Annotated in this window: 1 protein-coding gene; it reads right to left on the bottom strand. The window is 73.2% G+C overall.

Features of this window, described 5'->3' with window-relative positions; translation table 11 throughout:
• Nucleotides 1-9: 9 nt before the first annotated feature.
• Nucleotides 10-15549, bottom strand: a complete 15540-nt coding sequence (locus VF106_RS16100; RefSeq protein WP_330840522.1) for an SDR family NAD(P)-dependent oxidoreductase — start codon at nucleotides 15547-15549, stop codon at nucleotides 10-12.
• Nucleotides 15550-15568: the final 19 nt, after the last annotated feature.

Genomic DNA, 15568 nt, shown 5'->3' with positions numbered 1-15568 from the left:
CCGCCCCAATCACTCATCGCTGAAAGCCAGTTGCACGAGGTCGTCGACGTCCATCTCGGCGATCGACCGCTCGTCGAAGTCGTCCACGACGCGCATCTCGGGCACGGGGACGTCCGTCGCGGCACCGTCCGGGAGCAGCCGCGTACGCAGGTAGCGGGCGACCACCAGAGGTGTCGGGTAGTCGAAGACCAGCGTCGCGGGCAGCTTCGACCCGGTCACGTCACGCAGCCTGTTCCGCAGCTCCACGGACGTCAGCGAGTCGAACCCGGCGTCGGAGAACGCCGTGTCGGCGCGCACGTCCTCCGGCCCGGAGTACCCGAGCACGACCGCGACCTGACCGCGCACCAGGTCGACGAGCAGCGCCTCCTGGTCCTCGGGAACGAGCCCGGCGAGCCGGTCGACCAGGCCGGTGCCCGGTGCGGCCGCCGTCCGCGCCTGCTGCCGGCCCGTCCGGACCAGACCGCGGAGCAGGGACGGGACCCTGCCACCGGCCGCCCGCAGCGCCGCCAGGTCCAGCTTGATCGGCACCAGCAGCGACTCGCCCATCCGCAGCCCGAGGTCGAACTGGTCCAGGCCCTCGGCCGCGGTCATCTCGAGGACGCCGCCGCGGCTCGCCCGCGCGTGATCGACGGTGCTGAGGTGGGCGGCCATGCCGAGGCTCCGCTCCCACAGACCCCACGCCAGCGACAGTCCCGGCAGCCCCGCGGCCCGGCGACGTGCCATCGCCGCGTCCAGGAAGGCGTTCGCCGCCGCGTAGTTGCCCTGGCCACCGCCGCCGAGCACGCCCGCGACGGACGAGAACACGACGAACGCGTCCAGCTCCATGTCGCGGGTCAGCTCGTCGAGGTGCCGCACCGCGTCGATCTTGGGCGCGAACACCCGGGTCAACTGCTCCCGGGTCAGCGCCTCGATCACCGCGTCGTCGAAGACGCCTGCCGTGTGCACGACGGCGGAGGGCCGGTGCTCGTCGAGCAACGCGGCCACCTGGTCCCGATCGGACACGTCACAGGTCACGACGGACACCGCCGCGCCATGCCCGGTGAGTTCGGCGACCAGTTCGTCCACGCCGTCGGCGGTCGGGCCCCGCCTGCTGGCGAGCACCAGGCTCCGCACATCGTGCCGGGCAACCAGATGCCGAGCCACCAGGGCACCCAGCGAGCCAGCACCCGAGACCAACACTGTCCCTTGTGGACCGAAAGCGACGGGCGCTGCCGCGGCCGGACCGGTGGCTCGGGTGAGCCGTGGCACGGAGAAGGTGGTGCCGCGAACGGCGAGCTGTGGCTCAGCGGTGGCCAGCACCGTGCCGAGGACGGCTCCGGCGTCGGTGGCCGGGTCGAGATCCAGCAGGACGAACCGGTCCGGGTGCTCGGCCTGTGCGGACCGGACAAGACCCCAGACCGCCGCCGCCACCGGGTCGGTCACCGTGTGGTCGCCACCGGCGGGCACCGCGCCGCGGGTCGTCACGACGAGCCGCGACTCCTCGAGCGAGGGCTCGGCCAGCCACGCCCGCAGGACCTCCAGTACCCGGGCGGCCATCTCGCCGGCACCGTCGTCACCGGTCGCCGCCATGACGGCGACGAGAGGTGCGCCACCGGTCAGCGCCGGCACGTCGTCGGCGGTGACGATCTCCACCCACGCCGGCACGTCGGCGACCGCGGCCGTGGGCAGCTCGGTCCACGCCACCCGGTACGCGGAGTCGCGGACCTCCATCGCCGCCCCAAGCTGCTCGGCGGAGACCGGCCGGGACACCAGCGAGTCCATGGTCAGGACCGGCCCGCCGGTCTCGTCAGCGGCCTCGACGGACAGCGCGTCCTGGCCGGCAGGCGCGAGCCGAACCCGCAACGCCGAAGCACCCGCGGCGTGCAGCACCAGGCCGTTCCACGCGAAGGCCAGCATCCGTTCGCCGGTCTCCGCCGTGCCACCGAACGTGGCGGCCTGCAGAGCGGCGTCGAGCAACGCCGGATGGACACCGAACCCGCCCGCGTCCCCGCGCAGGTCGTCGGGCAGCGCGACCTCGGCGAACACCTCGTCGCCGCGCCGCCACACCGCCCGCAGCCCCTGGAACGCGGGCCCGTACGCGTAACCGCGCTCGGCCAGGCCGGGGTAGAAGTCCTCGATGTCGACCCGCGCCGCGCCAGCAGGCGGCCATGCCGCGAAGTCGAACCCGGCGCCGGCGCTCGGTCCGGACGACACCATGCCGGTGGCGTGCCGCGTCCACGTGCCGCCGTCGCGCTGGGAGTACACCTCGACCGTGCGTGCGCCGTGCTCGCCCGGTCCGCTCAGCGCGACCTGGACGCGAACGCCGCCCTGCGCGGGCACGACGAGCGGCGCCTCGATCACCAGCTCGTCGAGGACCGTGCAGCCGGCCTCGTCACCGGCCCGCACGGCCAGCTCCACCAGCCCGGAGCCGGGCAGGATCACGACACCGCCGACGGCGTGGTCGGCCAGCCACGGCTGCGACCGCACCGACAGGCGCGAGGTGAACACGAGCCCGTCGGACTGTGGCAGCTGCACGACCGCGCCCAGCAGCGGATGGTCGGCGCCCGCCTGCCCGAGCGAGGTCGCGTCGGTGGCCGACTCGGCGGGCCGGAGCCAGTAGTGCTTGTGGTCGAAGGCGTACGTGGGCAGGGCCACCCGCCCCGCCGGGACGGCCGGCAGCACACCGCGCCAGTCGAGTGCGACGCCCCGCACGTACAGCTCGGCCATCGACGTCAGCAGGCGCCGGAGACCGCCGTCGTCGCGGCGCAGGGATCCGGCTACCAGCGCGTCGGCACCGGTGCCGTCCACGATCTCGCTGATCGGCTGCGCGAGCACCGGATGCGGGCTCAGCTCCACGAACACGCCGTACCCCTGGCCGAGCAGGTCGGTCACGGCCGGCCCGAACCGCACCTGCTCGCGCAGGTTCCGGTACCAGTAGTCGCCGTCCACGGTCCCGGCGTCGGAGATCCATTCGCCGGTCACCGTCGAGTAGAACGGGATCGCGGGTGCCTGTGCCGAGATGCCGACCAGCGTTTCGGCCAGCTGGTCCTCGATGTCCTCGACCTGGTTGGTGTGCGACCCGTAGTCCACGGCCACCCGCCGCACCCGAACGCCGTGGCCTTCCAGTGCGTCCAGGGCCTCGGCCAGCGCGGACGCCTCACCGGCGACCACCACCGACGTGGGGCTGTTGACCGCGGCCACCCGCACCCGGTCCGCCCACGGCGACAGCAGCACGGTCGCGTCGTCCTCGCTCAGGGCCGCCGACGCCATGCCACCGCGCCCGGCGAGGTCCGTGGCGATGGCCTGGCTGCGCAACGCCACCACCCGGATCGCGTCCTCAAGGGACAGTGCACCGGCCACGCAGGCCGCGGCGATCTCACCCTGGGAGTGACCGATGACGGCGTCGGGCCGCAGCCCGCACGACCGCCACACGGCGGCGAGCCCCACCATCATGGCGAAGCTGGCTGGTTGCACCACGTCCACCCGATCCAGCAGGTCGGTGTCGCCACGCAGCACGTCGCGAAGCGACCAGTCCACCCAGCGATCCAGCGCGGCAGCGCACTCGGCGATCCGCTCGGCGAACACCGGCGAGGAATCCAGCAGCTCACGGCCCATGCCGACCCACTGCGAACCCTGGCCGGGGAACACCCACACGACCTTCCCGGGTTCTCCGGCACGACCGGTGACCACACCGGCCGCGGTCTCGTTGCGGGCCAACGCCGTCAGCCCTGCCATCGCCTCGTCGCGGGTGCCGGCGACCACCACCGCCCGCTCGGTCAGCGCGGCGCGGCCGGACACCAGGGCTCCGGCCACGGTCGCGAGCGGCACCTGGCCGCCGGGAGAGTCGCCGAGGAACTCGGCCAGCTGGCCGGCCTGTCCCGCCAGCGCGGCGGTGCTCCGCGCGGACACCACGACCGGGAGCACAGCCGCGGCGTCGACCGGGTCCGGTGTCACGTCCTGCGGTGGCGCCTCTTCCAGGATCAGGTGCGCGTTCGTCCCGCTGACGCCGAACGCGGACACACCGGCCCGGCGCGGGTGACCGTTGCGCGGCCAGTCCCGGGCCTCGGTCAGCAGCTCGACCGCGCCAGCGGACCAGTCCACCTCCGGGGTGGGCGCGTCGACGTGCAGCGTCGCAGGAAGGACGCCGTGTTCGAGGGACTTGACCATCTTGATCACGCTCGCCACGCCGGCGGCGGCCTGCGCGTGGCCGATGTTGGACTTCAGCGAGCCGAGCCACAGTGGACGGTCCCGGTCCTGCCCGTAGGTGGCGAGCAGCGCCTGCGCCTCGATGGGGTCACCGAGCGACGTCCCGGTGCCGTGGGCCTCGACCACGTCCACATCGGACGTCGACAGCCCTGCGTTGGCCAGTGCCCGGCGGATCACGCGCTGCTGTGATGGACCGTTCGGCGCGGTCAGCCCGTTGGACGCGCCGTCCTGGTTCACCGCGGAACCACGCAGCACGGCCAGGATCCGGTGGCCGCGCTCCTGTGCCACCGACAGCCGTTCGAGGACGAGCACGCCGACGCCCTCGGCCCAGCCGGTGCCGTCGGCCGCGGCGGCGAACGCCTTGCAGCGCCCGTCGACCGCGAGGCCCCGCTGCCGGGAGAACTCCACGAACGCGCCGGGGTTCGCCATGACCGTCGCGCCGCCGGCAAGTGCCATCGAGCACTCACCCGACCGCAACGCCTGTGCGGCAAGGTGCATGGCGACGAGGGAGGACGAGCACGCGGTGTCGATCGTGACCGCGGGGCCCTCGAAACCGAACACATAGGACACTCGGCCCGACGCCACGCTCGACGACCCGCCGGTGCCGGCGAAGCCTTCCAGTTCCGGCGTGACGACGCTCGCGCCCGGCGCGACGTAGCCCTGGCCGAAGACGCCGGTGAACACGCCGACGTCGGCACCCTTCAACGCGGTCGCGTCGATGCCCGCGACTTCCAGTGCCTGCCAGGAGGTCTCCAGCAGCAACCGCTGCTGCGGGTCCATCGCGAGTGCCTCGCGCGGTGAGATCCCGAAGAAACCGGCGTCGAAAAGGCCTGCTTCGTGCAGGAAGCCGCCCTGGTTGGTGTAGGTGGTGCCGGGGCGGTCCGGGTCGGGGTCGAACAGGCGCTCGAGGTCCCAGCCCCGGTCGGTGGGGAACCCGGACACCGCGTCCCGGCGCTCGGCCACCAGCCGCCACAGGTCGTCCGGGTCGGCCACGCCGCCGGGCAGCCGGCATGCCATGCCGACGATGGCGATCGGCTCCCCCGCGTCGGCCACGACGACCGTCGGCGTCACCGAGGTGGGCGTCACGTCACCGAGTTCGTCACGCAGGTAGCGGGCGAGGGCCTGCGGGTTGGGGTGGTCGAAGACGAGTGTCGCGGGCAGCTTCAAGCCGGTCGCGTCACGCAGGCGGTTGCGCAGCTCCACGGACGTGAGCGAGTCGAACCCCGCGTCCCGGAAGGCCGCGTCCGCCCGGACGGCGCCCGCGTCGGCGTGCCCCAGCACGGCCGCGACCTGGCCGCGCACCAGGTCCAGGAGCAGCGTCAGCTGATCCGCCGGGGTGAGCCCGGCCAGCCGCGCGGACAGCCCGCCGCGCGTGCCGCCCGCGCCGGCCGAGTGTGCCTGTTGGCGGGCCGCCCGGACGAGGCCACGCAGCATGTGCGGCACCGCGCCGCCCACCGCGACGTCGGCCCGCACCACACGCAGGTCGAGCTTCGCGGGCACCAGCAGCGAACGGTCGGTGCCGATCGCGGCGTCGAACAGGTCCATTCCCTCGGCCTGCGTCATCAGCCGCAGACCGCCGCGCCGGTTCATCCTGGCCCGGGTGAGGTCGTCGGTGCCGGCGGCCATGCCGGTGGTCTGGTCCCACAGGCCCCACGCCAGGGACAGCCCCGGCAGGCCCGCCGCGCGGCGGTTCGCCATCAGTCCGTCCAGGAACGCGTTCGCGGCCGCGTAGCTGCCGCTACCAGCACCCATGAACACGGCCGAGACGGAGGAGTAGACGACGAACGCGTCGAGGTCCATGCCGCGGGTCAGCTCGTCGAGGTGCCGGACCGCGTCCACCTTCGGCGCGAACACCGTGGCGAGCCGGTCCGGGGTGACCGTCTCGATCACGCCGGCGTCGATGACACCGGCCGTGTGCACGACAGCGGCCGGCCGGTGCTGGTCGAGCAGCGCGGCCACCTGGTCGCGATCGGAGACGTCACACGCGACGACGGACACCTCCGCGCCCTGCTCGGTGAGCTGGGCGACCAGGTCGTCCATGCCCTCGGCGTCGCGGCCTCGCCTGCTGGCCAGCACCAGGCGCCGCACCCCGTGGCGGTCGACCAGACGCGTGGCGACCAGACCGCCCAGCGCACCCGCGCCCGAGACCAGGACCGTCCCTTCCGGACCGAACACGGCACTCGGGTCCGAGGACTCCGCGCGGGCGAGGCGCGGCACGAAGAAAGCCTTGTCCCGCACGGCGATCTGCGGCTCACCGCAGGCCAGCACCGCACCAAGTGGCGGCGTCGCTCCCGCGTCGAGGTCCAGCAGGATGATCCGGTCCGGGTTCTCCGCCTGAGCGGCACGAACCAGACCCCACACGGCCGCCGCGGCCGGATCGGTCACGGCACCATCACCGGCAGGCACCGCACCTCGGGTCACGACCACCAGCCGCGACTCCGCTGTACCCGCGAGCCATGCCTGCACGACGACCAACACCCGCGACGTCAGGCTCAGCGGCGAGCCCTCGCCGCCGACGGCTTCCAGAACCACGGCCGAGGGCACATCGGCCAGCGCGGCCACGTCGTCCGCGGTGGACACCGTCACCCACGACGGCTCCGATCCGTCCACTGGGGACAGTTCGGTCCAGTCCACCTGGAACAACGAGTCGACGGCCGCGGACTGTTCCGCGGACAGCGGACGGAAACCCACCGAGTCCACGGTCACGACCGGGCCACCGGTCTCGTCCGCAGCGGCCAGCGACACGCCGGCGTCGCCGGGCGCCAGCCGCACGCGGAGCGCCGACGCGCCAACGGCGTGCAGCGCCAGCCCGCGCCAGTCCGTCGGCTGCCCGTCGGCGTCCGGCAGGACCGGGTGCAGGGCCGCGTCCAGGAGGGCGGGATGGATGCCGAACCTGCCGGCCTCCGACTCGTCGGGCAGGGCGACCTCGGCGAACACCTCGTCGCCACGCCGCCACATCGCCCGTACGCCCTGGAACGTCGGGCCGAAGGTGAACCCGCGATCCGCCAGGTCGTCGTACAGGTCCGCGATCTCGACCGGCCGCGCACCAGGCGGCGGCCACTCGGCGAAGTCGAACTCCTGCGGTTCCGCGGGCATGGCCGACAGGTGTCCCGTAGCATGCCGCGTCCACACGTCGCCGTCGCGCAGGGAGTACACGTCGACCGTGCGCGAACCGTCGTCACCGGGCCCACCCACGGCGACCTGCACGCGCACGCCACCGTGTTCGGGCACCACGAGCGGTGACTCGACCACCAGCTCGTCCAGCACGCCGCAGCCGGCCTCGTCGCCGGCACGCACGACCAGCTCCGCCAGCCCAGCGCCCGGCACGACCACGACACCGCCGATCACGTGCTCGGCCAGCCACGGCTGCGACCGCGTCGACAGGCGTGCGGTGAACACCAGGCCTTCCGAGTGCGGCAGCGGCACGACCGCGCCCAGCAGCGGGTGGTCGGCGCCGGCCAACCCCAGTGCCGGCGCGTCCACCGCTGCGGCCGGGTGGAGCCAGTAGTGCTGGTGGTCGAAGGCGTAGGTCGGCAGCTCGACCCGTCCGGTCACCGGCGGCAGCACACCGCTCCAGTCGAGCGCGACGCCCCGGACGAACAGCTCGGCCATCGAGGTCAGCTGCCGCCGCCGGCCACCGTCGCCACGCCGCAGTGTTCCGGTCACCACGGCGTCGATCTCGGTGCCGTCCACGATCTCGGTGATCGGCTGGACCAGCACGGGGTGGGCGCTGACCTCCACGAACACGCCGTGCCCCTGGCCGAGCAGGTCCGCGACGGCGGGACCGAACCGCACCTGGTGGCGCAGGTTCCGGTACCAGTAGTCGCCATCCACGACACCGGCGTCGGAGATCCACTCGCCGGTCACCGTGGAGTAGAACGGCACCATCGGGGCCTGCGCCGTGATCCCGGCCAGGACCTCGGCGAGGCGGTCGCGGATGTCCTCCACGTGCCGGGTGTGGGACGCGTAGTCCACCGCCACCCGCCGACCGGCGAGTGCCGCCACGGCCTCGGCCAGTGCCTCGGCGTCGCCCGCGATCACCACCGAGGACGGCCCGTTGACCGCGGCAACCTCGACGCGGCCGGCCCACGGCGCAAGCCGTGCGACCGCGTCTTCCTCGCTCAGCGCAACAGAAGCCATGCCGCCGCGGCCGGACAGGTCCGCCGCGATCGCCTGGCTGCGCAAGGCGACCACCCGGGCGGCGTCGGAAAGAGACAGTGCACCGGCCACACAGGCGGCGGCGATCTCCCCCTGCGAATGCCCCAGCACCGCGTCGGGAACCACACCGACCGACGCCCACACCGCCGCCAGTCCCACCATCACGGCGAAGCTTGCGGGCTGCAGCACGTCGACCCGGTCCATCAGCTCGGGGTCGGTGTCGCCACGCAGCACGTCCACCAGGGACCAGTCGACGAACGGCGCCAACGCGGCAGCGCACTCGGAAATCCGTTCGGCGAAGACCGGTGAGGAATCCAGCAGCTCCCGACCCATGCCGGCCCACTGCGTGCCCTGGCCCGGGAACACCCACACCAGCTTCCCCGGCATGCCAACGCTTCCGGTCACGACGCCGGTCGAGCTCTCACCGCGGGCGAGCGCGCCGAGCCCGGCAATGGCCTCCTCACGGGAGTCCGCGAGCACCACGGCGCGGTCACCCAGCGCCGCGCGGGTCGACAGCAGGGCGTCCGCCACACGCGTCAGCGAGACGTCGCCGTCGAGGAACGCCGCCAGCCGCTCGGCCTGGCCCGCCAGGGAACCGGTGCTGCGCGCGGACACCACCACCGGCACCACGCCGTCGGGCGCGTCTTCCTCCGCAGTGGCCTCGGCTGGTGCCTCCTCAAGGATCAGGTGCGCGTTCGTCCCGCTGATGCCGAACGACGAGACGCCGGCCCGGCGCGGGCGGCCGTTGCGCCCCCACTCCCGTGCCTCGGTCAGCAGCTCCACCGCCCCCGCCGACCAATCGACCTGAGCCGTGGGCTTCTCCACGTGCAGGGTGGGCGGCATGACGCCGTGCCGCAACGCCTCCACCATCTTGATCACGCTCGCCACACCGGCGGCGGCCTGCGTGTGCCCGATGTTCGACTTCAACGACCCCAGCCACAACGGCTGCTCCCGACCCCGCCCGTAGGTGGCCAGCAACGCCTGCGCCTCGATGGGATCGCCAAGAGCCGTCCCGGTCCCGTGCGCCTCCACGACGTCCACATCGGACGGTGCCAGTCCCGCACCGGCCAGCGCGCCGCGGATCACCCGCTGCTGCGACGGACCGTTCGGCGCGGTCAACCCGTTCGATGCGCCGTCCTGGTTCACCGCGCTGCCCCGGACCACCGCCAGCACCCGGTGCCCACGCTCGCGTGCGACCGAAAGGCGTTCCAGCACCACGATGCCGACGCCCTCGGACAGCACGGTGCCGTCCGCGCCGTCCGCGAACGCCTTGCACCGCCCGTCCTCGGCGAGGCCCCGCTGCCGCGACATACCGAGCACACCGATGGGCGATCCCATCACGGCGACTCCGCCCGCGAGCGCCATCGAGCACTCGCCCTGCCGCAACGCCTGCGCCGCAAGGTGAATCGCCACCAGCGACGACGAACACGCCGTGTCCACCGTGACGGCGGGACCCTCGAAACCGAACACATAGGACACCCGGCCCGACGCCACGCTGCCCGCCGTGGCGGTCGTGACGAAGCCTTCGAGCTCCGCGGGCATGTTGCTCAGCGACTCGAGGTAGTCGTGGATGGAGACGCCGGAGAAGACGCCGATGTTGTCGCCCCGCGCCGCGGTCGGGTCGATGCCGGCCCGTTCGAGCGCCTCCCACGACGCCTCCAGCAGCAGCCGCTGCTGCGGGTCCATGGCGAGCGCCTCACGCGGCGAGATGCCGAAGAACCCGGCGTCGAAAAGCCCGGCTCCCTGAAGGAATCCGCCCTGCCTGGTGTACGAGGTGCCGGGGCGGTCGGGGTCCGGGTCGAACAGGTCAGCCAGGTCCCAGCCGCGGTCGGTTGGGAAGCTCGACATGCCCTCCCGGCCCTCGAACACCATGCGCCACAGGTCGTCGGGCCCCGTGACGCCACCCGGCAGCCGGCAGGACATGCCCACGATGGCGATCGGTTCGTCGGGATCGGCGGCGACGGGGGCGACCGTGGCGGGGGCGCCGGCCGCACCCAGCTGGTCGCCGAGCTCCTCACGCAGGTGGCGGGCGAGCGCCACCGGGGTCGGATAGTCGAAGACCAGCGTCGCGGGCAGCTTCACGCCGGTGGCCGCGCTCAGCCGGTTGCGCAGCTCGACCGCCGTGAGGGAGTCGAACCCGATGTCGTTGAACCCGCGCGTGCCCTGCTCCAGCTCGGGCCCGCTGTAGCCCAGCACGCCGGCCGCCTCGCCCTGGACGATGGTCAGCAGGACGCGTTCCTGCTCGTCCTGCGACAGCCCGGCGAGCCTGCGGACCAGCCCGCCGCCGTCACCGGCCGCGGCGCGCGCCACGCGCCGGCCCACGCGGACCAGGCCGCGCAGCAGGTGCGGCACCTCGCCGCCGGCCGCGGCCTGGGTGCGCAACGTCTTCAGGTCCAGCTTGATCGGCACCAGCAGCGCCTCGTCCGCGTGCAGGCCGATGTCGAGGATGTCCAGGCCCTCGGCCGGCGTCATCGCCATCACGCCGCCGCGGCTCATCCGTGCCTGGTCGGTGGCGCGCAGGTGCGCGGTCAGGCCGGCGCTCTGTTCCCAGAGACCCCACGCCAGCGAGAGTCCCGGCAGACCGGCCGCGCGGCGGCTCGCCATCAGCCCGTCCAGGAACGCGTTCGCGGCCGCGTAGTTGCCCTGGCCGGCGGAGCCCATGAGCGCGGCGGCCGAGGAGAACACGACGAACGCGTCGAGGTCCATGCCGCGGGTCAGCTCGTCGAGGTGCCGCACCGCGTCGACCTTGGGCGCGAACACCCCGGCCAGTCGCTCGGGGTTCAACGCCCCGATCACGCCGTCGTCGAGGATGCCAGCCAGGTGTACGACACCGGTCGGGCGGTGATCGGCGAGCAGTACGGCCGTCTGGTCGCGGTCGGACACGTCACAGGCCACCACGGACACGTCCGCGCCCTGCTCGGCGAGTTCGGCCACCAGGTCCGTCACGCCCTCGACGGCCGAACCCCGACGGCTGGCCAGCACCAGGCGCCGCACGCCGTGCCGGGACACCAGGTGCCGGGCGACCACACCGCCCAGCGAGCCGGTGCCGCCAGTGAGGAGCACTGTCCCTTCTGGACGGAAGACGGCGGGTGTCTCGGGCGCGTGGCCGCCGGCACGGGCCAGCCGTGGTGCGGACAGTGTGGTGCCGCGCACCGCGAGCTGCGGTTCGCCGCTGGCCAGTGCCGCGCCCAGCATCGGGTCCGCGCCATCGGTGTCGATCAGGACGATCCTGTTCGGGTTCTCGGCCTGTGCGGCCCGGATCAGTCCCCAGACCGCCGCACCCGCGGGGTCGCTCACCGCGCCGTCGGCGTGGCTGTCGGCGGGCACCGCACCGCGGGTCAGCACGACGAGACGGGAGTCCTGGCCGTCCGCGGTCAGCCACGCCTGCACGACCGCGAGCACGCGTGTGGTCAGGGCGAGCGGCCCGTCGTCGTCGCCGACCGCGTGCAGGACGGCCGTGCCCTGCGTCAGTGCGGCCACGTCGTCGGGGGTCGCGACCGGCGCCCACGACGGTTCGGCCTGTTCTGCGGCCGGCAGTTCGGTCCACTCCACGCGGAAAAGCGCGTCGCGGCTCTCCTCCGCGGCCGCGGTTTCCAACTGCTCGGCGGACACCGGCAGCGACACCAGCGAGTCCATCGTCACCACGAGGCCGCCGGTCTCGTCCGCGGCCTGGAACGACAGTGCGTCCGGGCCGGCCGGCGCGACCCGCACCCGCAGCGCCGACGCGCCCGCGGCGTGCAGCAGCAGCCCGTTCCACGCGAACGGCAGTACCTTGCGGTCGTCGTCCGGGTTGGCGAAGGCGTTGGTGTGGAGGGCGGCGTCCAGCAGCGCGGGGTGGATGCCGAACTTCCCGGCGTCCTCCCGGTGTTCGTCGGGAAGGGCGACCTCGGCGAAGACCTCGTCACCGCGCCGCCACACGGCCCGCAGTCCCTGGAACGCCGGCCCGTACGCGTAACCGCGTTCGACCAGGTCCGGGTAGAAATCCTCGATGTCGACCGGCCGCGCACCAGCCGGCGGCCAGGCGGCGAAGTCGAACCGCGTGTCCTGGGCCGGTGGTGTGGTCGACAGGAGCCCGGTGGCGTGGCGCGTCCACACGTGCTCACCGGTGTCCTCGCGCAACGAGTACACGTCCACCGTGCGCGAGCCGGTCTCCCCCGGTCCACCCACGGCGACCTGCAGGCGCACCCCGCCGTGCTCCGGCAGCACGAGCGGCGCCTCGATCACCAGCTCTTCCAGCACACCGTGGCCGAACTCGTCACCCGCGCGCACCGCGAGGTCGACGTACACCGTGCCGGGGATGAGCACGACGCCGCCGATGGCGTGGTCGGCCAGCCAGGGGTGCGTCCGCAGCGACAGCCGTGAGGTGAACACGAGGCCGTCGGACCGCGGCAGCGGCACCACCGCACCCAGCAGCGGGTGGTCGGCCCCCACCAGCCCCAGCGACGCGGCGTCGGTGGCGGACTCACCGAGCCGGAGCCAGTAGTGCTGGTGGTCGAACGCATAGGTCGGCAGGTCCACGCAACCGGTGACGGGCGGCAGCATTCTGGTCCAGTCGACGGTGACGCCACGGACGAACAGCTCGCCCATGGAGGTGAACAGCCGCCGGAGGCCGCCGTCGTCCCGCCGAAGCGACCCGACGACCACCGCATCCATCTCGATGTCGTCGACGATCTCGGAGATCGGCTGCACCAGTACCGGGTGCGCGCTGACCTCCACGAACACGCTGTGCCCCTGTGCCAGCAGGTCGGTCACCGCAGGCCCGAAGCGCACCTGGTGACGCAGGTTTCGGTACCAGTAGCCACCGTCGGCGTCGTTGTCCTGGATCCACTCGCCGGTGACCGTCGAGTAGAACGGCACCTCCGGCGCACGCGGACTGATCCCGCCCAGCGCCTCGGCGAGCGTGTCGCGGATGTCGGCCACGTGCCGGGTGTGCGAGGCGTAGTCCACCGCCACCCGCCGGACGCGGACACCCTGCTCGTCCAGTACCTCCATGGCCTCGTCGAGTGCCTCGGCGTCCCCGGCGATCACCACCGAGGACGGCCCGTTCACGGCCGCGACCTCGACCCGACCGGCCCACGGCGTCAACCGGTCGACCGCGTCGTCCTCGCTCAGGGCGACGGACGCCATGCCACCGCGCCCGGACAATTCCGCCGCGATCGCCTGACTGCGCAAGGCGACCACCCGCGCCGCGTCATCAAGTGACAGTGCACCCGCCACACACGCGGCCGCGATCTCTCCCTGCGAGTGACCCACCACAGCGTCCGGCACCACACCGACCGAGGACCACACCGCGGCAAGCCCCACCATCACCGCGAAACTGGCCGGCTGCAGCACATCGACCCGCGCCATCAACTCGGGGTCGGTGTCGCCACGCAGCACGTCCACAAGGGACCAGTCGACCCACCGCTCCAGCGCGGCGGCGCACTCGGCGATCCGCTCGGCGAACACCGGCGAGGACTCCAGCAACTCCCGGCCCATCCCGACCCACTGCGTTCCCTGCCCGGGGAACACCCAGACGATCTTGCCGGGCGAACCCGAACCAGCCAGCAGGCCGGGCGCGTTCTCGCCGCGAGCCAGGGCACGCAGCCCGGTCAGCGCCTCCTCGCGCGAGCCGGCCACCACCACGGCACGCTCGTCCAGCACGGCCCGGCCCGACGCCAACGCCCCGGCCGCATCCGTCAGCGACACGTCGCCCTCGAGGAACGCGACCAGCCGTTCCGCCTGCGCCGCAAGGGAAGCGGTGGTACCGGCGGACACCACCAGCGGCACGGTGTTTGATTGGCTCGCTCCGCTCGCCGGCGAGTGGGCCGCAAGCCCGGCCGGTGCCTCCTCGATGATCAGGTGCGCGTTCGTCCCGCTCGCGCCGAACGAGGACACCCCGGCCCGGCGCGGATGCCCGTTGCCCGACCAGTCACGAGCCTCGGTCAGCAGCGAGACCGCGCCGGCGGTCCAGTCCACCTGGGGCGTTGGCACGTCCACGTGCATGGTCGCCGGCAGCACACCGTGCCGCAGCGCCTGCACCATCTTGATCACACCGGCCACACCGGACGCCGCCTGCGTGTGCCCGATGACGGACTTCACTGAACCAAGCCACAGCGGCCGTTGCGGGTCGCGGCCCTGTCCGTAGGTGGCCAGCAGGGCCTGCGCCTCGATCGGGTCACCCAGCACCGTGCCCGTGCCGTGCCCCTCCACCGCGTCCACATCGGACGGTTCGAGTCCTGCGGTGGCCAGGGCGTTGCGGATCACCCGCTGCTGCGCCGGCCCGTTCGGTGCGGTCAGGCCGTTGGAGGCGCCGTCGGAGTTCACCGCGCTGCCACGGATCACGGCGAGTACCTGGTGGCCGCGCTCCTGCGCGACCGACAGCTTTTCCAGCAACAGAACCCCGACGCCCTCGGCCCACCCGGACCCGTCGGCGCAGGCGGCGTAGGACTTGCAGCGGCCGTTGAACGCGAGTGCCCGCTGGCGCGCGAAACCGACGAACCCGCCCGGCGTCGCCATCACCGTCGAGCCGCCCGCGAGCGCCATCGAGCACTCGCCCCGGCGCAGCGCCTGCGCGGCGAGGTGCAGTGCCACCAGCGAGGAGGAGCACATGGTGTCGACGGTGACCGCGGGGCCCTCGAGCCCCAGGGTGTAGGCGACTCGGCCGGAGGCGATGCCGCCCGCGGTGCCCAGCGCGCGCTCCAGGCTCATGAACCCTTCGAACCCGGACAGGTCGGGCGCGTAGTCCTGGTGCACGATCCCGGCGAACACGCCGACGTCCGTGCCGCGCACCGAGTGGGGGTCGATGCCGGCGCGTTCGAAGGTCTCCCAGGACACCTCGAGCAGTTGCCGCTGCTGGGGGTCCATCGCCAGGGCCTCACGCGGCGAGATGCCGAAGAACGCGGCGTCGAACTGTGGCGCGTCGTGCAGGAAGGCGCCCTCACGCACGTAGGTCGTGCCGGGGTTGTCGGGGTCCGGGTGGTAGAGGCCCTCGATGTCCCAGCCGCGGTCGGTGGGGAAGCCGGTGTAGACGTCCTCGCCCTCGCTCACCACGCGCCACAGGTCCTCCGGGCCGCGGATCCCGCCGGCGTACCGGCAGGCCATGGAGACGATCGCGATGGGCTCCGCGGCCGCGGCGGCGAGTGCGCTGTTCTCCTGCTGAAGCCGGGCGTTCTCCTTCAGCGAGGCACGCAGTGCCTGGACGATCTGCTCGTCTGGCGCCGACATAACCATCCTCCACGATCCG

Source organism: Actinophytocola sp., assembly GCF_036378875.1.
Classification (GTDB): domain Bacteria; phylum Actinomycetota; class Actinomycetes; order Mycobacteriales; family Pseudonocardiaceae; genus Actinophytocola.
The sequence above is the reverse complement of the archived record's forward strand: the minus strand, read 5'-3'. Positions and strand labels throughout refer to the sequence as shown.